Origin of the sequence: Rothia sp. ZJ1223 (assembly GCF_016900985.1) — a bacterium.
GTDB lineage: Bacteria > Actinomycetota > Actinomycetes > Actinomycetales > Micrococcaceae > Rothia.
Window position 1 is genome coordinate 104,640 of sequence record NZ_JAFEUT010000006.1, and the last position, 22,122, is coordinate 126,761.

The window sequence follows — 22,122 nt, forward strand, 5'->3', positions numbered from 1 at the left end:
GCAGCAGCTTTTTAATGACCAGACTGATGGGCGTGAAAATCTCGCAACAGCCCGGCAGAGGCGCTGGTTCTCTCATACAGTGCTTCTTTGAGTGCCTCCACAGACGCGCGGGTGAAGCGGATGCCCGGTGCCGACTCGTCCTGGGCCAGCGCGTCCTCACCGAACCAACTCATTACGCTGAATTCATTGACGCCCAAGTACACGGCGGTCTCTGCAATAGTCATGGAATCAGACATAACTCTCCTGAAAATTGAGTGAAGTGGGGTAATCAACAACCACCTGTAAGAGGCGGTTACGAATCTGAACTGAACGCAGCGCAAACTGACGCTGAATCTTTACATACTCTGCTTTACCTTCGGCGGTTTCAACCTTAACCGGCTCATAACCCCAATCAACAAGATCGTAAGGGGCTGCTTTCATATCAAGTTCTCGCACCTGCCAAGCAAGTTCGAAAGCATCCATGAGCAACTCTGATGAGACCAAGGGCAGAAGTTTGTACGCCCACTTGTAGACATCCATATTGGCGTGCAAACAAGCAGGCTGCTCAAGGACGCGCTGGGTCTCGCGGGTAGGTTGCAACTCGTTCATAGGGGTCGCTTGCGGCATAAAAAACCGGAAAGCATCAAAATGAGAACAGCGAATCTTGTGGCTTTCAACCACAGCATCTGTGCCCTCTGCTCCCAGACGCAAATCAAGGTAGTCGTGGCGAATATTGTTCTCAACAGATTTATACGCCATTGCCCACTCGTGCATACCAAAGCAACCAAAATAGCCGGGCTTAGCCGCGGTATTGCCCAGAATCTCGCGCGTGAAATCAACAGCAGTGCCGCGCTTTTCTAAGAAAGCGTGAATATCAACGGTGACCGCGCTGTTGTGGCTAGCGAGTCTATGCGCCCTGTCGGTATCAAGACCTAACTGTTCTAACTCAGGTGCCGAAAGTGTCCGGTAAAACTTCTGGCTCGCGTACTCTGGCGCGTCCAAAAGAACTACACCCGCACCCGGATGCCAGCGCTTGAGCTGGGCAGGTTTGAGCGTGTAATAAGTGAAAAGAAAGTCCTCTACCGGATGCTTCAACCCACGATTACGCCGCTCAACGTAAGGATTAGCGTAGCGGCTGGCGCGCTTCTCGTGAGCGGCAGCCAGCTTTTCCCAATCCTTGCGGGGTAAAACGGTGAAAGTAGAAGAAGTCATGGGTACAAGTTTAGTCTGGCTCGTGAGTTCACTGCTCTGCGATAAGACGCCCACGACATGAAAGGGGTGTGTTTTCCCTCAAGAACCTCAGCCCGCTGCCAAACTTCTGAACATCCCTCAACGTTTCGATCGGTTGCTTCGACAAATAATAAAAGCCACGAGATGAGGCAAATAGTGAAGGCAAGGCTTAGCACAAAGAATTGCAGCGTAAGGAAGCCCGCCCCCATATAGGCATCTGCGTAAGTGTGGGTAATCAAGGCGCTGATCCCCGTTGCTAGATAGCAAAGGACGCACAGAAAAAGGAGAAACCTTAGCCTCCTCCGTGATGCAAGGAATTTAATCATGACGAATCACCAGCTCCCCTGTAGCGACTCCTGTCGAAAGTTCGCACAGCCCAAAAATAGACATCGGATGCGTTGAGGCAACTCATACTGATTGCATGGTTATCTCAACAGTTTATTTGCAGGAAAGGCAACTAACAATGGGGAGAACCTTATACACCCCACAAACACAAAGCGCCCGTGCTCTCTCACAGTCGTGAAAGAGCGCGGGCACCTCTACAAAAACTAGGCTTTAGCGGCCGGTACCACCGTAAACAGTAGCCTGACCCTCGGCGTCCAAATTGAAAGCAGAGTGAACAGCGCGAACAGCCTCGTCCAGCTTGTCAATATCAGTAATCACTGAAATGCGAATCTCAGAGGTAGAAATCATCTCAACGTTCACACCTGCCTCGCGCAGCGCATCAAAGAATTTGAAGGAAACACCGGGGTTTGCCTTCATGCCGGCACCCACCAGAGACAGCTTGCCAATGGAATCGTTGTACTGAATCTCCTCAAAACCCAGCTCAGCCTTGCGGTTGGTCAGCACCTCAACAGCCTTACCACCTTGCGCCTGGTCGAGAGTGAAAGAAATATCGGTGACATCGGGACGATCAGTTGAAACGTTCTGCACAATCATGTCGAGGTTTACATCTGCCTCGCTCAGTAGACCAAACACCTTCGCGGCAGAACCGGGCACATCGGGCACACCAATAACGGTGACCTTCGCTTGGGTGCGATCGTGCGCAACACCAGAAATCAAGGGCTGCTCCAAGGGGATCTCCTTTAAGTTCTCGAACTCAAATTCTTCGGGGTTATCGGGGAGCACAATGGTTCCCTCAAGCTGCGAGAACGACGAACGCACATGCAACTTCAAATTGAATCGACGCGCGTACTCAACGCTGCGCAGATGCAAAATTTTCGCACCGTTGGCAGCCATCTCAAGCATCTCTTCACTGGTAACAGTATCTAGTTTACGGGCTGAAGGCACAATGCGCGGGTCAGCGCTGAAGACACCGTCAACATCGGAGTAAATTTCGCACACGTCAGCGTTCATCGCGGCAGCCAGCGCTACAGCGGTGGTATCTGAACCGCCGCGCCCCAAAGTGGTGATATCACCGGTCTGACGGTTCATGCCCTGAAACCCGGCGACGATAGCGATGTTGCCCTCTTCAACAGAACGCTGAATACGCTCGGGGTTTACCTCAACCAAACGCGCGGAGCCGTGTACGCCGTCCGTAATCATGCCAGCCTGCGAACCGGTGAATGACTGAGCTTTAGCGCCCAGGGAGTTCACAGTCATAGAAAGCACCGCCATAGAAATACGCTCACCGGCCGTCAGCAGCATATCTAGTTCGCGGGAAGGGCCGGGCACAGAATTGGTGGCTTCCGCAGCAAGATCAAGCAGCTCGTCAGTGGTATCGCCCATGGCGGAGACAACCACTACAACATCATTGCCTGCCTGCTGGGTGTCCACAATGCGACGGGCTACGCGCTTGATGCCGTCAGCATCAGCAACAGAAGACCCACCGAACTTTTGGACGATCAGGCTCATCGATATCTCCAGTAAAAAAGGTTGTGGCACCGGCTAGTTTTCCGGCTGTTTACATCGTATGCGGTTACGGTTAGCCCGCCACATTTGATAACAAATACTACTTTATGACGCGGTATGACGGCTGTGCGCGGCGGGACGGTGCTGTTTCACATGGTGGGCGTTGGTCTGCCGCCCACATCGTAGGCAAAAACCGCAACGCTCGGGTGTAAAGACAACGTTCGCTATACTGATACACTGACTTGCAGGCACACAGCCGGTGCCCAGCGTCCTCACCTACCCAGCGCGGTGGGGTACACGCGAAGGAGAGAGAATCTTTCGGCGATACTTCTTTTTCACTGATGGACGCGCGTTAACCGTGCCTAAAAACGCAGAGCTGGGATGCGCAAAGGTAGGTTATCCGTGACTTCTTCACGCAGCTTCAAGACTCTTGTTCGTCAGCGTATGGCTGAAAGCGGGCTTAACTACACCGCTGCCCGCGCGCAGCTTCTTAAAGAGCGCACCCGGCAGGTTCAGGTTGCCGAGGCCGAGCACCGTACCGTGGTTTCCCGTTTTTTCAAGGACGCGGCGCTGACGGCTTTTCCCGCTAAACGTAAGGCGCGGGCGCACGTTTTGTTGTACCTGGTCAACTATTTTGAACCGGGGCGCACCTACACCGAAAAACAGGTCAACGAGATTCTCTCCGCTTTTTGGTCGGACTTTGCCTATCTGCGCCGCGAGCTGGTGGACTATGGCTACCTCAAACGCGACAAGACCGGAACATACTGGCTAGCCGACATCGCCCCCGACCGATGGGAGACGGTGCTTCATGCTGAAGCCCCCGAGTGGGAGGCGATCTGGCTACCTGCCTACCTTAAGGGGGATGCGGGTCACTTCAATCTAGACGCGGGGTAGGCTAAACGACCGGCAAGCACGGTGTCGCTAGTTGACTAAAAACAAAAACCTTCGGGCGTGGTGCTGAAAGCCCACTGCCCGAAGGCCTTGCCCGCTCTTAAGCGATGATTTAGCGACCGATAAAGGGGATGAAATGGGTAATCTTACGGCCGAACAGCTTCTTGACGAGATTGCGCGCAGTCTTGTTCTTGATGATAAAGAGAGCTATCTGGAATGCTAGGGAGGCGGGGATAATACGGAATGCCAGTATGATCAGTTTCTTCTTCATGATTCTCCTTTGAGTGGGTGATTATCAGTCTACTGTTGGTTGCTTGGTGGGAGAAACTTACTCCCAGGGGTTCACGTACTTTTTGCCGGGAATCGGCGGAATTTGCGGTGCCGCAGTGCGCAGGGGCGTCTTTTTTAGCTCGGTGAGCTGACGCTCGTACTCCGCCTGACGCTGGGTTCGCTCGGCGTTAGCCTGCGCTTGCTCGGCGTCGAAAGCGGCTGCGGCGCGTCGTTCTGCCTGCTGCGTTTCTTCCAAGTCACCGGGAACTTCAGGACGCTCCTGCTCATCTTCTGCCTGGCTGCCCTCGGTAGCTGCCTGCACATGGTTCTCTAGCAGAACCTCATTGAGATTGCCCTGCTCAGACTCCACTGCGGCGCGGTCTGAGGCAGGTGCGTCCTCAATATCGTCAAACATCGAGCCGCTCCAGCGGGGGCGCTCAAGAACAGGTTCTGCCTCTTGGCGGGCTTCAACCTCGGCATTTTCTTGCTCAACTGCTTGCTCAAACTCCTCGGCAGCGTTCTTGGTTTCAAAGCGGGTACCCTCAGAAATAATGCGGCGCCCCTCCAAAGCTCGCCCCAAAGTAATCTCGTCGGCGTACTCCAAATCGCCACCCACGGGCAGACCGGACGCCAGCCGTGAAACGCGAATACCGATGGGTGAAAGCATCCGTGAGAGGTAGGTCGCGGTCGCCTCGCCCTCAAGGTTGGGGTCCATCGCCAAGATAATCTCTTGAATACGCTCATCAGAAAGACGCGCCACCAGCTCACGAATACGCAACTGCTCAGGGCCCACACCAGCCAGCGGGTTAATCGCCCCACCCAGCACATGGTAGCGTCCCGTGAATGAGCGGGTGCGCTCCACCGCAAGAACATCCTTCGACTCTTCGACCACGCACAAAGCCGCCGGATCGCGCCGGTCATCACGGCAAATAGCGCACTGCTTCGTCTCAGACACGTTGCCGCAAATCTCGCAGAAACTCACCGTCTGCTTCACCTGCGTAATCGCACCAGAAAGCTTCGCCATCTCAGCCGGGTCAGCATTCAAAATATAAAATGCGATACGCTGCGCCGACTTCGGGCCAACACCGGGCAACCGCCCAAGCTCGTCAATAAGATTCTGGACTGCACCTTCGTACATGCTCACCTTTTCACACATCTATAAGTAGGCACGCAAAACGTGCCGGGTCAGTACCTGTTAGCTGCCAGGCGGGCTGTGTTTCTAAGAGAAGTTACTGGTTTCTTCAACCACCCTGCCGCCAAGAATCTGCTCGATAGCTTTCTGACCCATCAGTACCGTCTCTTCAAGAGCGGTATCTTCATCTGAAGGAACAAACTCAGCTGGATCCTCAACCTGTGGCTGCGGTTCGTTGCTTTGCGCTACTGCCTGCTTGCCCGCCTCAAATTGCGCTGCGTGGCGTTCTCGAAAGGAGAGCTTCTTGGCGGGGGCACTCGGGGAGGGGGAATCATCTGGGGTACTGGGTACACCGGTGCCCGGTGCGGACGCATCTGAGTTTTGGGGAGCAACCTGTCCAGACGCTAACGGATCCGCCCCCTGTGACCTACCACCTAACGGTCCAGCAGCAAGTGAATCTGCCCCACCAGCAAGCGGCCCGGCGGGCGCGTCCGCGTCCGCAGTTTCAGGACGTGAGTGCTCGGCTACGGGGGTCTGCCTGGTGGCTACTGGGGTGGGCTGAGTATTGTTGACGTAACCAGCGCCAGCAATGTATTCGGGCTCGTCAACGGGGGCATCGAAGTAACCCCCCTCGTAGTCGCTGTATTCCTCAGCGATGGGTCGCGCCTGCTGGGGTGGGCGCTCAGTAGAGGGCTGTTCGGCGGTAGGCTGCTCCGCTGCGGGGTGGGCTGCCTGCTGCTCAGGGACTTTTGGGAAACCACCAGCGGCAGGCTGCTCCTGCACTTCATTGTGGGCGTTCTCATTGGGTTGCGCAGGGGTATCGGTGGCTGTGGTGCCATCGGCTACCGGCTTACCCTCGGGTTCTACGGGTTCAGCGGCGGCGGGGTGGGAATCCTCCATGACCTCGTCTTCGCTCTCACCGAGCTGTTCGGCGGTTTGTTCGGCTGCTTCTTCTGACTGTTCGGGTACGGCAGGGGACGCCACCGTGGGCTGGGGGGCGTACTTTTGCCCGTTGGGAGCGCTGGCTGACGAGGACTCTTCGGTAGAGCTCTCGTGCATCGGGGTAGCGTCTGGTGCGGTGCCTTGGTCAGAATCGGTAGCCGGTGATTTAGGCGCTGTCTCTGATGCAGCTTCAAGGGGTGCGCTGGGTGCTATGGCGGGATTCTCATCTCCCTGGGGTACAGCTACGACGTCCCAGCTGGTAACGGGGTTGTTCCAGTCGTCCTGGCTCCACTGAGGTTCTGCTTGCGAGCGAGGCTGACCGTGCGCCGCCCACGCCTGTTCACCACCGCGGGGCCCCTCTGCTACGGGAATTTCAGGACGCTGTGCGGTGTTCTGCTGGTTGCCCTGAGGTGCTTGCTGGGCGGTAGCTAACGGCGGGCGCTTTTGGCCCTGCTGCGGTGCGTTCTGCCCGGCATGCGACGGGACGCTGCGAGGAGTCTCTGCAGGTGTACTAGAGCCCTGCGTCTGCTCGCCCCTATCAACCTCACCGCGCACCTTGGTCTGCAACTGCACGACTCGATAGATAGCTTGTTCGAGTTCCCCAATGTGGTCTTTGACCCGGCGGAGCACCGGCATGGTGGCACGAATGAAAAGCTGATTGTTCTCAAATTTTGAGGGTACACACTGGGCAAAGAAGTTCTGCGCGACGGGGCTGGGAACCAGCTTAATAATCTCGTTCCAGGAATGCGCGACCATATTGACTACGTTGTCACCGGCATGAACATTCTGACCCTGCTGGGCGTATGCCTGAGCACCACCTTGTTGGGCAGGGTTCTGGGACGCAGGACGCGGAGGCTGGACTTGCTGAGGGTGCCGAGCCTGGCTCTGTGCCTGTTGCTGGCTGCTCTGGAAACCTGCGAGCGGTCCTGCGCCGTTTGATGACTGAGGCTGCTGGGGTGAAGGAGCATGGATGGGTGCTGGGCTCTGATGAACACCCTGACCTTTCGATGCAGGTTGCTGGGGCCGGCCATGGGACGGCTGCCTACCCTGTTCGGGTGCAGCTGATTTCTGACGTGAGGCATTGAGGGCTGCTTGTACAGCGGCGCGCCCGGAACCCACAGGGTCACCAACGTTAACCCTACCGCTGCTAGCACCAGCCGCTGCGGGAGCAGCAGGTGCCCCACCGGTCTGGGCGGGGGAGAGCATGATGCGCGCGCACAACAGCTCAAGGTGAAGCTGGGGGTTGGTGGCACCGCTCATGGCGTTGAGTGATTCGTTCGTCAGGTCAGCAGCTCGCGACAGCTCAGCGCCGGTCAGCTGCTGCGCCTGGTCTTTGAGTCGCTCAATCTGATCTGCTGACATACCGTGCAGAACCTGCTGGGCGGCGTCCGGAACAGCTTTGACAATAATTAGGTCGCGCAGACGCTCCAAGAGGTCTTCAATGAAACGACGCGGATCTTGCCCGGTTTGAATGACGCGGTCAACCGAGGCGAAAACATCGCCAGCGTTCTGCGCCGCGAAAGCACCCACAACGGTATCGAGCAGCTCACCGTGGGTGAAGCCCAGCAGTGCGACCGCTAGATCGTAGGTGACGCCTTCATCGGTTGCGCCGGCAATCAACTGGTCAAGAATTGAGAGCGAATCGCGCACCGAACCACCACCGGCACGTACCACCAGCGGTAGTACGCCCTCGGCAATCTGCACGCCCTCTTCTTGGGCAAGCTGACCCAGGTAAGCAGTCAGAGTCTCGGGTGGTACAAGACGGAAGGGGTAATGATGGGTACGTGAACGAATAGTGCCCAGCACCTTGTTCGGCTCGGTGGTCGCAAAAATAAACTTAATGTGCGCCGGGGGCTCTTCAACGATTTTCAGCAGTGCGTTGAAGCCCTCACGGGTGACCATGTGCGCCTCGTCAATAATGAAGATTTTGTAGCGGTCACGCACCGGAGCGAAGGACGCACGCTCGCGCAGATCGCGGGCGTGGTCAACACCGCCGTGGGAGGCGGCGTCCATCTCAATCACATCAAGAGAGCCGCCGCCGTCGCGGGAGAGTTCGCGGCAGGAATCACATGCACCGCAGGGGGCGGGTGTGGGGCCTTCGGCGCAGTTAAGGCAGCGCGCGAGAATACGGGCGCTGGTGGTTTTACCGCAACCGCGCGGGCCTGAGAAGAGGTAGGCGTGGTTAACGCGGTTCTTCTCAAGGGCAGTAATGAGTGGGGTAGTGACGTGCTCTTGACCGATGACATCGGCAAAAGTTTCGGGTCGATACCGACGGTACAAAGCGGTGCTCACAACTAACCCCTCAAAGTTTCTAACGAGATTGTACACCCGGCGAAAGGGGTGGCTTCTACAAGTCTAACGATGTTGACTGACATTTTAGGGACTCATCCGCCTCTGACCGCGTTCTGGTACGCCGAAAGTGCTGCGCCTACACCCATTTGCGTGTACAGCGGTGATGAGGGGTGCTTAAAAATAAAAGACCTCTCACGCACCCGTCAGAGCCCAGATACCCTTGCTGCCTTCCGGCCCTGGGGGAGTTTTCCAAGATGACGCCACATGAGAGGCTAGGTAAGAGTCTACCCCACAGCTCAAGGTGGAGGCAAATGCGCTCTCATGGTGCCTGCTACGTTGTGTGCGGACGCGAGATTGAGGCGGTGCAAACTGGGGCGGGCAGCACTTGGGGCGGGGTCTCACGTTGCCACGGGGTGGTGTTTTAGGGTAAGCTCGTACCTGTTCACTTTTTGCTGGCTTTGGCCGGTGAGAGTAAGCACTTGGAGGATTCGCCTAGCGGCCTATGGCGCACGCCTGGAACGCGTGTTGGGTTCACGCCCTCAGGGGTTCAAATCCCCTATCCTCCGCCAACAATGAACCCCGTTCATCTCAGTCAGACTGAGATGAACGGGGTTTTGTTTTGCCCTCAAAGAGCGCTCTTACAACAATTCTTGCAACACGCGAAAAACCCTGGTGCAAACGCGCAGTGGGTATCTGCAACAGGGGTGCGCAAAACTTACGCCCTGCGACTCGCAGCCGCGTCCGCGCTGTCTGCGATGGACGCATCCGCCAGCCCTGCCCTACGGACTTCGGATACCTTGGAGAGTCTGGTCCAGTTGTACCAGCCGCAGAGGGAGTTCAAAATAAAGGCGCAGTATATGACCACATATGTTCATAGCTCCGTCAGTGTCACTGGTTAGCCACAGAATAATCTGCGCGATGTTCAGCACGATCCACAACAGCCACCGCTCACGGAAGCGGTAGACCATGAGCAACTGGGGCAATCACCGCAATCACGGTGGTGAAAGAGTCAACGTAGGGCTGGTTAGAACCAATGTTCGTCAGCAGGATGCCGTAACCCCAGCTACCAGCCACCAAAACCGCTAAAATACCTGCCCAGTCAGCCACAAAGACGCGGCGGGCGCGAACCTTCTTAGCCTCGTCCCCCCCTCTGGTTCTTTAGTCATATTCTTACGCCAGGTATATAAACCCCAGAACTGAGTAATCACGTAGAAGAACTCAAACATCACTTCACCAAAGAAGACCGCTTGCAATGCCAAATAAAAATAGAAAACGTTCTGAACAAGACCGAAGAAATAGTTAGAGATAGACCCCTTACCCACCAGCGCCACACAAATCACGCCGCTGAAGCGATAATCGCGCCCATCTACCCCTCGGGGTAGAGCACACTCATCGCCACCTGCAAACCAATCAGCGCAGGGTAAAAGACTTTCCCAAAAGAGGCATAAGCGGTGAACAGGTCAGCGTAGGCGCGCTGCCCCAAAGAGAGAGCACTTTCCCTTTTCGCTATGGCAGGGCTTTCTGATTGCGGTAGCGGCTGTCGTCACTTTCGGACTGCGGTTCGTACCCATGATGGGCATGCGCGCAGTTGCCGCCAACCCCTACGTGCTCGCCATCGGCAAAATGCTACCCGGCGGAATCATGGTAATTCTCGTTGCCTACTCCATTCAGCACGGCAACTTCACTGAAACCCGCAACACACTGGCTCTGGCGGCTGCCCTGGTAGCAACTATCGGCTTATACCTGTGGCGCAAAAACGTACTCATCGCCTTGGTAACCGGGGTTCTGCTCTACGGAGCGCTCACCTTCGGCTAACGCCATCTGCCGTTCCCCGTTGTGCAGTCAGTTACGCCCCTACACCGCAACCAAGGCATCCTTTTCTAAGGGTAAAGCCACAGGATGCCCCTCGGCATCAAAACGGGCCCCCAATCCCATCTGAATAAAACGAATGGACGAGGCAATGTGGCGCTCACGCTCGGCAACGTCTTCTGCGTCTTCGGCGCGGTCAGCGCTAGACCCCAGTGAACCGTGTACTAAAAGCGCCATCTCTTGAATGTCATTGGCGGGAATATAGTGCTGATCAATAGCCTCGCTGAGAATGTTCGCCAGTACCATTTGTAGCTCACGTACATGCTTGCCGAGCTTGGCAAAAGATTCGGGGGAGAGCACCGAGCGCATCGCGGGGCCTGGAGGCATATGGCGGCGACCCATATCTTCAATCGAAAGGCGAATATAAACCGCCAGCTTGTCAATGGGGTTATCAATGCCCTCAAGGTTTTCGCGCAGTTCAATGAGAAAACGTTCGGTCTCATTGAGAGCGTAGGCAACCAGTAGCTCACCCATATCAGCAAAGTAATTGTAGACAGCAGTTCTGCCGATGCCCGCATTTTTAGCAACGTCCGTCATCGTCAGACCGGGTAGACCGTGCGAATAAAGAAGCTGACCGAAAGAGTCAAGAATGGCGCGCTGGGTATTCTCGCGCTGGGCTGCGTTTGAAGCTGCTGAAATTTTGGGCATGACGACACTTTACCGTAACTTGTCAGTAAATTTTTCCGCTCAGAGCGCGCGGTCAAAGTTTCACAGCGAACAGTCAGCTTTCAGTCTTACCCGCGCTTACCCGCTACAATAAAACCTGCTCGGGTGGCAGACGGGCAACAACGTACACACTCTCTGTAGTAGGTGCTCCCTAAACGCAGGGAGTGCCCAAGCATCTTTCAAGGAAAACCTCTATGACTGGCTCACCTGACACCACCCTGCCCGGCACCGCGCGTCCACCCCGCACCTATTTCGACCTCTTGCTCGCCGCATCAGCGGTGATTTTGGTCATCTCAAATATCGCCGCCACCAAAGGCGTAGCGTTTGGCACGATCCTCACCGACGGCGGTTTCTTTCTCTACCCGCTCGCCTACATTGTTGGCGATATCATCGCTGAGGTCTATGGATTTGCCAAGGCTCGGCGCGTCATCTTCGCGTCTTTCTCCGCAGCAGCTTTTGCGGCGCTCACCTTCTGGATCACCATCAAACTGCCCGGCGCTGACTTTTACGAAAACCAGACCGCTCTAGAAACCGTGCTCGGCCCCGTGCCGTTGATTGTTGCCGGTTCTTTGCTTGGCTACCTGGTGGGGCAGCTGCTCAACTCCTGGGTCATGGTGGCACTGAAAAAGCGCACCGCCGGACGCTTCTTGGTCGGCCGCCTCGTGGGTTCAACCCTGGTCGGTCAGCTAGCTGATACTCTCATTTTCTGCTCTATTGCAGCCCCCATCTTGGGCATTGAAACCCTGCCGCAGTTCTTCAACTACCTGCTGGTCGGGTACGCCTACAAGTGCCTGGTTGAAGTAGTTCTCGTGCCCATCACCTACCCGCTGATCCAGTGGTTCAAGAAAAAAGAAACTGCCGCCTATACCACTTACTAAGATGACAAAGTGATTTTTGGGTGCTAAAGGCGCATAATTGCCTGTACTGCTGGCAATGCTTAGCCGTTGTTAGCAAACACCCCACACTTTTTACCTGAAGAAATAAAGGTTTATCTATGTCTTCTCAGAAGGTAGCGGCCAACGGGCTCTCCCGGTCGCTTTCACACGGGCAAATGACGATGATCGCCCTGGGTCTAGCAGTTGGAACGGGTCTGTTCTTGGGCTCGGGTGGCGCCATTGCCATCGCGGGGCCTGCCGTTATCATCAGCTACGCAGTAGGTTCTGTGCTTGCCGCCATCATTGCCGGTTGCGCTGGTGAAATGGCTGTACGTTATCCCGTCAAGGGAGGCTTCGGCACGGTTGCTGGACGCTACCTCGGCCCCTACGCGGGCTTTCTGACCCGCTGGGCGTACTGGACCACCATGGTGCCGCTCACCGGTGCTGAACTGGTTGCTGTTGGAAAGTACATGGGTTACTGGTATCCCGAAATTCCCCTGTGGCTCTGGGTTGTTGTTTCCGGCGCGATCATTGTTGGCTTGAACCTGACCTCTGTGAAGTCCTTTGGCACCATGGAGTTCTTCCTCTCCTCCATCAAAGTCACCGCCGTTATCGTCTTTATTATCTTCGGTTTGATTCTGCTCTTTTTTGGTCTGCCCAACACCCCGGCAACCGGTCTAGATAACCTCACCAACGACGGCGGCTTCATACCCAACGGGCTTTCCTCCATCTGGATGTCCCTGGCAATCGTCATGTTCTCTTTCGGCGGCGTAGAGCTGATTTCTATCTCAGCAGCAGAAGCAAAAGACCCGGTACGCTCCGTCAGCTCATCACTCAAAGCAATGATGTACCGCCTAGCAACCTTCTACGTGCTGGCAATCTTCATCATTGTTGCCATGATGCCCTGGCGCGACGCAGCCAACCTGCAAGGCGAGATCGAAACCTCACCCTTCGTCACCGTCTTCTCAGCCCTGAACGTTCCCTACATCGCAGGCATCACCAACTTCGTGATTCTCACTGCGGCACTTTCAGGCGCCAACGCAGCCCTCTACGCGGCAACCCGCCAGATGCATGCGCTTGCTGGCGACGGTATGGCACCTCGCGCCATTGCCAAAACTAGCGCTAACGGTATTCCCGTGCTTGCGCTGGCGCTTTCTATGCTGGGTTCAGTAGTTGCCGTCATCATGGCAATCACCGACGTCGCCAACATCTTCGTCATGATGATGTCACTGGTCACCATCTGCGTGCTGGTGGTCTGGAGCATGATCCTGCTTTCCTACATGCGCTTCAAAGCTGTAGAAGGCAACAGCTCACCCTTCCGTGTTCTGGGAGGACGCGCGTCCGCAGCCGTTGCCCTCATCGGCGTACTGGCAACCGTTGTTGCGATGTTCTTCACCCGCAACATGGCAATTCCCGCCGTAGTCGGTATTGGATTCTTTGCCCTCATCACCGTGGTCTACTTCACCGCAGTACGCTCTCGCCATCACCTCGACGAGAGCGCCTTCGAAGAAGCAAGCACTTACGCTAACGACACCCACTAGGGTTTAACAGGCGGGGTCGGCACGCGCCGGCCCCGTTTTTTCACTTCACACGCATCAGAAAGAAAAACACATGGCATCCACAGCAGCGCAGCCAGCTGATTCGCACCTTAAACGTTCACTCTCGCACGGTCAGATGACCATGATCGTGCTGGGTTCAGCCCTCGGCACCGGCCTCTTTTTGGGGTCGGGCTCGGCGATTACCCTGACCGGCCCTGCCATTATTTTGAGCTACGCTATTGGCTCTATGATTGCCGCCGTTATTGGCGGCGCTGCCGGCGAAATGGCTGTACGCTACCCGGTGCGCGGCGGCTTTGGTTCCATCGCCACCCGCTATCTCAGCCCCTACGCAGGCTTTCTCACCCGCTGGGCATACTGGACTGCCACCTGCATTATCACCGGTCTAGAACTGGTAGCGGTGAGCAGCTACCTCACCTACTGGTGGCCCCAACTACCACTGTGGGTAGGCATCGTCGCCTTTGGTCTGCTGATTCTTGCGCTGAACATCCGATCGGTAAAGCACTTTGGTGCCACCGAATTCTTGCTGTCTTCAGTCAAGGTCTTTGCCCTCGTCGCTTTCATTCTGGTGGGTCTGTGCCTCATTTTCTTCGGCGTACCCGGTCACGAAGCTACCGGCACTGCCAACCTCGTCAACGATGGCGGGTTCATGCCCAACGGTTTTGACTCAGTGTGGCTCTCACTGGCAATCGTCATGTTCTCCTTTGGCGGCATTGAAATGATCTCCATTTCAGCGGCAGAAGCGCAAGACCCCGCCCGCTCAGTACGCACCAGCGCAAAGGCAATGATGTGGCGTCTGGCGACCTTCTACGTGCTCTCCATGTTTATCGTTGCCTCCCTGGTGCCCTGGCAGACCGCAGCTGCTCTTGATGGCACCATCGCTACCAGCCCTTTCGTGATGGTCTTTGCTGAAGTGGGCGTGCCCGCTGCCGCTTCAATCACTAACTTCGTGGTGCTAGTAGCTGCCCTCTCAGCGGCTAACGCTAACCTATACGCTAGCTCCCGCCTCATGCACTCCATGGCGGGTGATCGCATGGCACCTCACGCACTAGCGCAGGTCAGCTCAACCGGTATTCCAGTACGCGCCATGATGGTTTCACTCTCGGGCATCGTCCTAGCAGTCATTCTTGCCGTAGTACTGCCCACTGCCGCCTTTGGCGTCATGATTACCCTGGTAATGGTCTGCGCCCTGACTGTGTGGGTGTTGATTCTGCTTGCCTACATCGCGTTCAAGCGCATCGAGGGTAACTCGTCAGCTTTCCGCCTGTGGGGCGGACGCCTGACCGCAGGTGCCGCCATCCTTGCTCTCTTTGCAATTTGGGTGGCGCTCTTTAGGCTTAACAACAACGTGCTGCCTGCAACCGTCGGCGTGGTTTACTTTGTGCTGCTGACGATTTTGTACTTCGCGATTATCAAGCATCAGCTCACCGTTGATGAGGAGGCTTTCTCCGAAGCCCGCCAAGCAGCAGGTCATACAGAAGGGTAACTCGTAGGGGCGACACGCCCCTTAATTTGCTATTGAGAATCGTTTGCATTTATACTGAAAGTGCGAATTGCATGGTATCTCAATGCGTTCATATGTCTGTGTGTTTGAGAAAACCCGCTACCAACAGGTAGCGGGTTTTCTTTATTTCTCGGTAGGGTTGGGGTGCCCCGTAGCTGCCGTTCACCTTTTAATGCAGGATTCACCCCGCGAGCAGGGGTGAATCCTGCATTGAAAGGTGAATCACTGTTTAGCGTCCTGCTGTGTCGAGCTGGCTAAGGTAGTAGGTGCCCCGCTGCCACTGTCAGCTCATACCACTGCTGACGGGTAAGAGTGAGTTCTGCGCCGCGAGCTATTTCTTCGAGTCGCTGCGTGTTGGTGGTGCCAGCAACCACCTGAATGTTTGCAGGGTGGCGGGTAATCCAAGCCGTTGCCACCGCCACGGGGGTGGTATTGAGTTCCTGAGCTATCGCGTCCAAGGTTTCCTTAAGCTGAGGATGCTTGTCGCGGTCAAAAATCAAACCCTGCTGCTGACCTGCTTGGAAAGGCGACCATGCCTGAAGAGCAATGCCCTCGCGTCGGCAATAGTCCAAGACCCCGCCACCGTCGCGTGTCAGCGAGTTCTCGCTGCTCTCAATATTTGACGCCAGCCCCTGAGTAATGATGGATGCGTGTACCATCGAAAGCTGCAACTGATTCACGGTGATGGGTTGGGTTACCGAGGTTTTCAGGTGCTCAATCTGGCGCGGCGTGTAGTTGGAAACACCAAAGGCACGTACCTTGCCGCTGGTTTCAAGCTCGTCGAAAGCGCGGGCGACCTCGTTCGGCTCAATCAGAGCGTCGGGGCGGTGCAGTAACAGAATGTCGAGGTAGTCAGTGTTGAGGGCTTTGAGCGACCTGTCAACAGAACCCATAATGCGCTCGTAGGAGGAGTCGTAATAGGTTTTCTCGCCAATGACAATGCCGGTTTTGGTTTGCAGAATAATGTCTTCGCGTTCGCTGTTGCTGAGATTGAGCGCTGCCCCAAAGCGCTGTTCACAGTAGTGGTAAGCGCCAGAGGCTGCCTTTGAATTGAAGCCGTAGAGGTCGGCGTGGTCAAAAAAGTTGATGCCTTGGGCGCGGGCTGTGCTGTAGAGCTGCTGAATCTGTGTGTCGGTGAGATCTGCAATGCGCATTTGACCTGCGATGACGCGCGATGCTGTTTGGCTGTTTGAGCGGGGAGTTAGGTGCATGGGAGTTCTTTCTATAGGGGGTGGCAATTAAGAATCTACGCCGGTCGGAGGCCATTGCCCACTTACTTTATTAACTTGATAATGAGAATCGTTATCAATTATGGTTGAGGGTATGCACCTGACTGTCATCTCATCTTTGAGCCTTTTTGCCCGCCACGATGCTGCCCAGTACTGGTTGGCGGGTGCGAAACAGACCCCTGTTGTACTGCGCTGGGATCATCTTGCCACAACCGATAACCACACGCAGCTTCAAATGACCCTAACTGACGCTAGTGGGGCTGTAACTCAGAGCCGAGTGGTTATGGAAGGTACCTGCCTTTCGTGCTCGACTCTCGCGTCTTTGCCTAAGATTTTGAATCACATTCCTGCGGACGTGTCTCAGGCGCTTTTAATGTTGCCCGCCGGGGTGTCTGTTTCTGCCGTGATAAAGGTTGCTTCAGAAAGAGAAGACGTCACTTTAGAAAGCGCTATGACAGCTCTTGTTGCTGATGAGCTTGAAGATGATTTGTGGTCTTCTGAAACCCTGCATGCCCGTGGCATGAGTGGCGACTGCGCTGACGAACGTACCCCCGGTGAGTTCACGGTTGCTGAGATGACCTACGCTGACACCCTTGTTCTCACAAGCCACCCGATGGGTTGCCACCAGGATAATCAGCGGATGCTTGAGATGGTGAAACATATTGCCCCGCACTTGGCTGTTGTTGATCTGCAAAACGGTGGGGGTGAGTGCGGCTGTCATTATCTGAGTGAGGTACAAAAACGCGCTGTTCCTGGGTATCTAGAGGTGCCCGCGAATGAGTCGTTGCGTGACCGTGATTACACCGGTATTGCCACTGCTGTGGCAGAGGCATCGGCTGTGGTTGACGCGCAACTTTTGGCGCAGGTGCTGCCCCGCATGGTTGAGGGGGCAGTGCGCGTCCGCGGGTACGTGTGGCTTGATTCGCATCTGGATGAACAGGTGGCCGTTGAGGGTATTGGCCCTACGGTATGGTTGCAGACGCACGGGGTATGGGCGGACGCTCCAGCCACGCGTATTGCGGTGACGGGTGAGGGCGTGGACGCGCGTGAGGTGCAGGAGCTTTTGGATTCTTGCCTGGTGACGGGTGAGCGTATTGTTCAGCATTTGCTGGATGAAAGTTATGAGAAGGAGAGGATGAACAGTGAAGGTTAGAAATTCGTTGAGGTCGTTGAAGAAGATTCCGGGTGCGCAGATTGTGCGCCGTCGAGGCAAGACGTTTGTGATTAATAAGAAGAACCCGCGGTTCAAGGCGCGACAAGGATAGACTCAAAAATTCCGAGTTAGCGACTCCATCGAGATCCTGATGTATTGCTGAGATCCTGTTTTAAAACAGGATCTCGGCGGTTATATGATGAGGGCATGGCTGAGACTGTTTTTACTGTGAATGTTCCGCTGCGGTGGGGTGACATGGATGCGTATGGGCACGTGAATAATGTGACGATGATGCGCATTTTAGAGGAGGCGCGTATTGCGGTGTTTGGGTTGCCGCCGTCGGCTGGTGAGCCGGTGGGTGCGTCCCCTTTGATACCGCTTTTTGAGGCTTTGCACCCCGGTACTCAAGCTTTGGTGGTTGAGAATTGGGTGAAGTACCGGGCGCAGTTAGCGTATCGGGGTGAGGACGCGCGGGTTGAGGTGCGCGTAGTGAAGGTGAGCCCGGCGACAATTACGGTATCGTATGAGCTGTTTGACGCGGTGACCGGTGAGCACTGTGTGAGTGGCTCAACTACTCTCGCGTTTTTTCATGCCCCTACCCAGACTTTGGTGCGCTTGAGTAAGGAGCAGCGCAGCATGCTCAGTGAGTATGTGGCTGCTCCGTAGCCGAAGCCTGCTCTAGCCGAGGAGCTTCTCCAGCTTGTTGAAGGATTCCTTCCAGGATTCTGCGGTCTGCTCGTGGACTGCCGCCGGTAGTGGCCCTGTGGTGAGTTTGACGCTGGTGCCTGACCCTACGCCGTCCGCGGTGATGGCGGTGCCCTCTTCAAACTCGATGCGCAGGGCAACCAGGGTTTCGCTAGGCTGGCCGGTGGGGGTAGGCAGCGCTTCGCGGTATTCGAGTAGGGAAGGTTCTTTCATCGCCACAAAGCGCATGTACATAGGTGCCTGATACTTAGGATTAACGCTGTGCTTCATGATGAACTGCTTGCGTCCGCCTGTCACCGGTTCAAGGGTGAGGGTGCTGGGTACAATTTTCCAGTCTTTGGGGCCGAACCATTTGATGAAGGTAGCGGGGTCTGTGAACGCTGCATAAAGGTCAGCGGCGGACGCGCCCGCGAACTCGTGGCGCAGGGTGAGAGTTTCAGCGGGGTTGAGGTTTTCGAAGCTGATGTCGTTCATGTTTCTCCTTGAGAAAAGTGGTGGGTGAGCTACTGCTGCTCAGGTTCTTCGGCGGCTGAAGTTTCCTCAGCTGCACGAGCTGCCGCGCGGCGGGCTTCTGCCTCAGCTTTTGCTTTCATGTTTGCTTCCCAGCGAGCCTGGGCAGCGGCAATGCGTTCTGCTTCTTTGGCTGCTTTTGCGGCGGCGGCTTCTTCCTGAGCTTTGAGCTGTGCCTGCTTTTTAGCGTAGTAGCGGCCCAAGAACTCATCGCGGTACTCAAAGTAGGTGCCGTTATCAATGGCGATGCGCGCGTCGTCCACCATCTTCACAATGAAACGTTCGTTGTGAATGGATGCCAAGGTCGCTGAAAGACGCTCGTCTGCCTTGAAGAGGTGGTGAATGTAAGCCTTGGTGTAGTGCTTGCAGGTGTAGCAGTCGCAGCCCTCAAAAATGGGGGTGAAGTCTGTTTTGTAGCGGGCGTTGTTGATGTTGAAGCGTCCGTCAGGGGTGTAGACCGCAGCGTTACGTGCCACACGGGTGGGCGAAACACAGTCGAAGGTATCGACACCGTTTTCAATGCCCACAAAAATGTCGTCGGGTTCTGAAATGCCCAGCAGATGGCGTGGCTTGTTCTCGGGCAGTTCTTCGGCGCACCAGCGCACAATCGTTCCCAAGTTTTCTTTCTCAAGGGCACCACCGATGCCGAAACCGTCAAAGGGCATATCGCCCAAGTCCTGGCATGCCTTGCGGCGTAAATCTTCGTACTGGGCACCCTGAATCACACCAAAGAGTGCCTGGTAGGGCTTGCCGACGCGCTCGGTGGTCAGACGCTGGTGCTCAGCAATGCAGCGCAAAGCCCACAGGCGGGTGCGTTCTAGGGCTTCCTTCTGGTAGGCGCGGGAGTTGTAGAGGGTTGTCAGCTCGTCAAAAGCGAACATGACATCCGCACCGATCTGGTGCTGTACCTGCATGGAAACCTCGGGGGTGAAGCGGTGAATATCGCCGTTGATGTGGGATTTAAAATTCACTCCGTCGTCATCAACGTGCGCCATGCGCTCCTTGCCCGCGGCTACATCGTCATCGCCCAGAGGGCGACCGTCAGCACCGGTTGCTTCAGCGACCGTGCCCATGTCGATGACCTTTTTGAACCCAGAACCCAGGCTCATCACCTGAAAACCACCCGAATCGGTGAAGGTCGGGCCGTCCCAGTTCATAAAAGCACCCAGTCCACCGGCGGCATCCAACACACCGGGTCCGGGCTGCAGATAGAGGTGGTAGGCATTGGAGAGCAACGCCTGCGCGCCGAGTTCTTTCATCGCCTCGGGTAGCACCGCTTTAACGGTTGCTTTGGTGCCCACCGGGGTAAAAGCGGGGGTTTTAATGTCACCGTGCGGGGTCTTGATGACGCCGGTGCGCCCACGAAACTGCCCGCCATTAGCTTCTACCCGTGCCGCGTCCGGGGAACAGGTATCAGCGAGGCGGTTAGTGAGTTCAAAAGAAAAACTAGGATCTGAAAATTCGGTATTAGCCACGAGTTTCATTCTACCCGGTGTAGTTTGGGCGTGTTCATATGTCTATGAAGAAACCTTCTCTGCTCCTGCTTACCTTTTAGGAGCGCTCAATAAAAGCCTCAACCGACAATACTGAGGCTTATTCAAAAGTAAGAGCACACCCCACACCCACCAACCAGACAACGGCTCCACCACACGGCAAAAATATGAGCGTTAAATCTCTACAAATAACCTCAAGCCATACCGGAAAGACCGTTGCCACACCAGCGTCCAACCGGGCTGACTGCCACGTAATTCGCCACGCTATACACAACCCTCACCCACCACCTCACCTGGACAAAACCAGGTGGAAGACCACCAGCCCTCACCAAAGCCCTCAAAGTCACCCTGCTCTACACCGCCACAACCTCACCGAAGAACTACTCGCAGAACTTTTTACCGTCTCACAACCAACTATCTCACGGGCTATCAATACTATCGAGAAAGCCCTAGAGCAGGTCCTCACCGCGCTGATTCAACCTCTAAAAGAGAGTCCGCAAACCCCTGGCTCCTTGGTCATCGACGGAACACTTATTCCTACCTGGAATTGGCGCTCATGAGGTAAGACGAACTTCTCGGGCAAGCATAAACGAGCCGGCTTCAACCACCAAGTCATCTGTACTTTTGACGGTAGACTCTTGACCATCGCTGATCCTCTTCCTGGAGCCAGGCATGATGCTCATGCTTTCAGAGCTCACAGACTTGATGAGTTTCTGGATTCTTCAACTCTGGCTGATAAGGGTTATGTGGGTCTGGGGCTAGCTACTTCCGACAAAGCGTAAGTCTGGTCAGCGGCTGAGCGCTGAGGTGAAGAGGGATAACCGGCTTATTAATTGGTTGCGGTCGGTGGTGGAGCGTGTCATCGCTCAGATCAAGATTTGGTGGGTGTTGCATACCGGGTTCAGGCGTGCGCTGGGCTCGTATGGTCGGGTGTTTTCGGTAGTGCGGGGGGGGGGGGGCATGCCGGTGGGTGGGACCTTATGAATAAGCCTCTGTGGATAGCCCCTCAGCGTCGGGCTGTAGATAGAGATGTCAGGTATTGGTGAGAGCGGCGCTTGGGATCGAGTTTCTTCACAGCCTCGGGCGGTACAGCCTTTGCTATTGTCTTGGTGCCCGCCGGAGTGAACATCGGGGTTTTGATCTCCATCGTGCGGGGCTATCTTAATTCGGCAAAGAGGGCGAGGGCTACGCGCTAGCAGTAGTTCTTGAGGTCGTAATCCCCGAGATGGAACAGAGCGAAGCTCAGGCACTTGCCAACGCCGCTCACTAGGTGTGCCCCTACTCCAACGCGACCCGCGGCAACATTCAGGTAGACGTTGTCGTCGTCAATGACTAATTCTTAGCGGCGAGAGTGCAATTTAGGGCAGATTTTCGTTGAAAATCTGCCCTAAATTGCACTCTCAACTTTTAAGAAAAGTGTTTGACCATCGAAATGTAGTGAGAATCGGGCACCTCTGCGGCAAATTCAAAGCCCTTGTGCTCGTAGATAGCGCGTGCTGACTCATTGCGAGTATCAACTGCTAGGCAAATACCCGGTGCGCCCTGCTCGCGGGCGAGGTCGATGAGGGCGTCAAAGAGTAAGGACGCGAGCCCCTGCCCCTGGTAGCGTGACTCAACGGCGATAGCGACCTCGGGGATTCCCTCTTTCACAAAACCAGCCCCGTGGTGGGCATCTGTGCCCCAGTTGAGCCAGGCGCCACCTGCGGGAATGATGCCGTCCCAGGCAATAAACCCGCCAGATTCAGGCGTCCACTGACCCACATAAAACTTATATTCCTCTTCGAAATGCGATGAGGGCTCAGCACTCTCATCACCAAAAACATCGGTGAGAAAATTGAGGCGTGAGAGGTAAGTGGCATCGGCTTCGGACATGGCACGCAGAGTAAAGTCAGACATGTGAACCACTTTACCAAGTCTGTTAGCCTCAACACGCTAAAGTGAGAGGCAAAACCCAAGACTTAAGGAGTGATGCACC

Annotated in this window: 23 protein-coding genes, 1 tRNA gene, 1 other RNA gene and 2 pseudogenes; 12 read left to right on the forward strand and 15 right to left on the reverse strand. The window is 55.6% G+C overall.

Annotated elements, in window-relative coordinates; genetic code table 11:
- Window positions 1-11 precede the first annotated feature (11 nt).
- The 3 genes from JTP09_RS09160 to JTP09_RS09170 form a co-directional block, all read right to left on the reverse strand.
- Window positions 12-236 carry a hypothetical protein gene (locus JTP09_RS09160; RefSeq protein ID WP_204878161.1) on the reverse strand — a complete coding sequence of 75 codons (225 nt, stop codon included), beginning with the start codon at window positions 234-236 and terminating at the stop codon, window positions 12-14.
- Window positions 229-1,191, reverse strand: a complete 963-nt coding sequence (locus JTP09_RS09165) for a 3-methyladenine DNA glycosylase (RefSeq protein WP_204878162.1) — start codon at window positions 1,189-1,191, stop codon at window positions 229-231. Before JTP09_RS09165 ends, JTP09_RS09160 begins: the two co-directional genes overlap by 8 nt.
- Before the next feature lie 573 nt (window positions 1,192-1,764).
- Window positions 1,765-3,063 carry an aspartate kinase gene (locus JTP09_RS09170; protein ID WP_204878163.1) on the reverse strand — a complete coding sequence of 433 codons (1,299 nt, stop codon included), beginning with the start codon at window positions 3,061-3,063 and terminating at the stop codon, window positions 1,765-1,767.
- A gap of 399 nt (window positions 3,064-3,462) precedes the next feature.
- On the opposite strand from JTP09_RS09170, the gene JTP09_RS09175 reads away from it, so the two are divergent.
- Entirely contained in the window at window positions 3,463-3,954 is a 492-nt protein-coding gene (locus tag JTP09_RS09175; protein ID WP_370592552.1) for a DUF2087 domain-containing protein, read from the forward strand.
- A 109-nt stretch (window positions 3,955-4,063) separates the two neighbouring features.
- Here the strand turns inward: JTP09_RS09175 and JTP09_RS09180 are convergent, their stop codons facing one another.
- The 4 genes from JTP09_RS09180 to ffs form a co-directional block, all read right to left on the reverse strand.
- Window positions 4,064-4,222, reverse strand: coding sequence for a hypothetical protein (locus JTP09_RS09180; RefSeq protein WP_204878165.1), 159 nt, complete (start codon window positions 4,220-4,222; stop codon window positions 4,064-4,066).
- A gap of 57 nt (window positions 4,223-4,279) precedes the next feature.
- Window positions 4,280-5,359, reverse strand: coding sequence for a recombination mediator RecR (recR, locus tag JTP09_RS09185; RefSeq protein WP_204878166.1), 1,080 nt, complete (start codon window positions 5,357-5,359; stop codon window positions 4,280-4,282).
- Window positions 5,360-5,440: 81 nt separating this feature from the next.
- A complete protein-coding gene (locus tag JTP09_RS09190) occupies window positions 5,441-8,587 on the reverse strand; it encodes a DNA polymerase III subunit gamma and tau (RefSeq protein ID WP_204878167.1) in 3,147 nt (1,048 codons plus the stop codon).
- Window positions 8,588-8,767: 180 nt separating this feature from the next.
- An RNA gene (gene ffs, locus JTP09_RS09195) (signal recognition particle sRNA small type) lies at window positions 8,768-8,864 on the reverse strand.
- Window positions 8,865-9,068: 204 nt separating this feature from the next.
- Between ffs and JTP09_RS09200 the strand changes: the two genes are divergently transcribed.
- A tRNA-Ser gene (locus tag JTP09_RS09200) sits at window positions 9,069-9,156 on the forward strand.
- A 210-nt stretch (window positions 9,157-9,366) separates the two neighbouring features.
- Here JTP09_RS09200 and JTP09_RS10380 read toward each other — a convergent pair.
- From JTP09_RS10380 to pnuC, 3 genes are read right to left on the reverse strand one after another with little or no spacing between them, the layout of a single operon-like run.
- Window positions 9,367-9,555 (reverse strand): hypothetical protein, encoded by a 189-nt coding sequence (locus JTP09_RS10380; protein WP_204878168.1) that lies wholly within the window; start codon window positions 9,553-9,555, stop codon window positions 9,367-9,369.
- Window positions 9,536-9,694: a hypothetical protein gene (locus JTP09_RS09210; RefSeq protein WP_204878169.1), complete on the reverse strand. Its 159-nt coding sequence runs from the start codon at window positions 9,692-9,694 to the stop codon at window positions 9,536-9,538. Before JTP09_RS09210 ends, JTP09_RS10380 begins: the two co-directional genes overlap by 20 nt.
- Window positions 9,670-9,927: a nicotinamide riboside transporter PnuC gene (gene pnuC / locus JTP09_RS10385; RefSeq protein WP_370592553.1), complete on the reverse strand. Its 258-nt coding sequence runs from the start codon at window positions 9,925-9,927 to the stop codon at window positions 9,670-9,672. Before pnuC ends, JTP09_RS09210 begins: the two co-directional genes overlap by 25 nt.
- Before the next feature lie 184 nt (window positions 9,928-10,111).
- Here pnuC and JTP09_RS09220 point away from each other — a divergent pair, with 184 nt between their 5' ends.
- Window positions 10,112-10,402 (forward strand): AzlD domain-containing protein, encoded by a 291-nt coding sequence (locus JTP09_RS09220; protein WP_255521948.1) that lies wholly within the window; start codon window positions 10,112-10,114, stop codon window positions 10,400-10,402.
- Window positions 10,403-10,441: 39 nt separating this feature from the next.
- On the opposite strand, the gene JTP09_RS09225 is transcribed toward JTP09_RS09220, so the two are convergent.
- A complete protein-coding gene (locus tag JTP09_RS09225) occupies window positions 10,442-11,104 on the reverse strand; it encodes a TetR/AcrR family transcriptional regulator (protein WP_204878171.1) in 663 nt (220 codons plus the stop codon).
- 212 nt (window positions 11,105-11,316) lie between these two features.
- Here JTP09_RS09225 and JTP09_RS09230 point away from each other — a divergent pair, with 212 nt between their 5' ends.
- From JTP09_RS09230 to JTP09_RS09240, 3 genes are all read left to right on the forward strand, one after another.
- Window positions 11,317-12,000: a queuosine precursor transporter gene (locus JTP09_RS09230; RefSeq protein ID WP_204878172.1), complete on the forward strand. Its 684-nt coding sequence runs from the start codon at window positions 11,317-11,319 to the stop codon at window positions 11,998-12,000.
- A gap of 116 nt (window positions 12,001-12,116) precedes the next feature.
- The gene (locus JTP09_RS09235) at window positions 12,117-13,538 is read left to right on the forward strand and encodes an amino acid permease (RefSeq protein WP_204878173.1); all 1,422 of its coding nucleotides are present in this window, start codon (window positions 12,117-12,119) and stop codon (window positions 13,536-13,538) included.
- 70 nt (window positions 13,539-13,608) lie between these two features.
- Window positions 13,609-15,039 carry an amino acid permease gene (locus JTP09_RS09240; protein WP_239479152.1) on the forward strand — a complete coding sequence of 477 codons (1,431 nt, stop codon included), beginning with the start codon at window positions 13,609-13,611 and terminating at the stop codon, window positions 15,037-15,039.
- Window positions 15,040-15,311: 272 nt separating this feature from the next.
- On the opposite strand, the gene JTP09_RS09245 is transcribed toward JTP09_RS09240, so the two are convergent.
- The gene (locus JTP09_RS09245; protein WP_239479154.1) at window positions 15,312-16,268 is read right to left on the reverse strand and encodes an aldo/keto reductase family oxidoreductase; all 957 of its coding nucleotides are present in this window, start codon (window positions 16,266-16,268) and stop codon (window positions 15,312-15,314) included.
- 112 nt (window positions 16,269-16,380) lie between these two features.
- Between JTP09_RS09245 and JTP09_RS09250 the strand changes: the two genes are divergently transcribed.
- From JTP09_RS09250 to JTP09_RS09260, 3 genes are all read left to right on the forward strand, one after another.
- A complete protein-coding gene (locus JTP09_RS09250) occupies window positions 16,381-17,439 on the forward strand; it encodes a GTP-binding protein (protein WP_204878174.1) in 1,059 nt (352 codons plus the stop codon).
- Window positions 17,429-17,551: a type B 50S ribosomal protein L36 gene (gene ykgO, locus JTP09_RS09255; protein WP_204878175.1), complete on the forward strand. Its 123-nt coding sequence runs from the start codon at window positions 17,429-17,431 to the stop codon at window positions 17,549-17,551. The genes JTP09_RS09250 and ykgO overlap by 11 nt, the downstream gene beginning before the upstream one ends.
- Before the next feature lie 95 nt (window positions 17,552-17,646).
- Window positions 17,647-18,105, forward strand: coding sequence for a thioesterase family protein (locus JTP09_RS09260; protein ID WP_204878176.1), 459 nt, complete (start codon window positions 17,647-17,649; stop codon window positions 18,103-18,105).
- 12 nt (window positions 18,106-18,117) lie between these two features.
- On the opposite strand, the gene JTP09_RS09265 is transcribed toward JTP09_RS09260, so the two are convergent.
- Entirely contained in the window at window positions 18,118-18,618 is a 501-nt protein-coding gene (locus JTP09_RS09265; protein WP_204878177.1) for an SRPBCC domain-containing protein, read from the reverse strand.
- 29 nt (window positions 18,619-18,647) lie between these two features.
- Window positions 18,648-20,138, reverse strand: a complete 1,491-nt coding sequence (gene tgt / locus JTP09_RS09270; protein WP_370592554.1) for a tRNA guanosine(34) transglycosylase Tgt — start codon at window positions 20,136-20,138, stop codon at window positions 18,648-18,650.
- 176 nt (window positions 20,139-20,314) lie between these two features.
- On the opposite strand from tgt, the gene JTP09_RS10390 reads away from it, so the two are divergent.
- From JTP09_RS10390 to JTP09_RS10130, 3 genes and pseudogenes are all read left to right on the forward strand, one after another.
- Window positions 20,315-20,707: a transposase family protein gene (locus tag JTP09_RS10390; RefSeq protein WP_204878178.1), complete on the forward strand. Its 393-nt coding sequence runs from the start codon at window positions 20,315-20,317 to the stop codon at window positions 20,705-20,707.
- A gap of 21 nt (window positions 20,708-20,728) precedes the next feature.
- A pseudogene (locus JTP09_RS10395) lies at window positions 20,729-20,929 on the forward strand (transposase family protein); the annotation flags it as partial.
- A gap of 386 nt (window positions 20,930-21,315) precedes the next feature.
- Window positions 21,316-21,483: pseudogene (locus tag JTP09_RS10130) on the forward strand (organic hydroperoxide resistance protein); the annotation flags it as partial.
- Window positions 21,484-21,554: 71 nt separating this feature from the next.
- On the opposite strand, the gene JTP09_RS09290 reads toward JTP09_RS10130, so the two are convergent.
- Window positions 21,555-22,043, reverse strand: coding sequence for an N-acetyltransferase (locus tag JTP09_RS09290; RefSeq protein ID WP_204878180.1), 489 nt, complete (start codon window positions 22,041-22,043; stop codon window positions 21,555-21,557).
- Window positions 22,044-22,122: the final 79 nt, after the last annotated feature.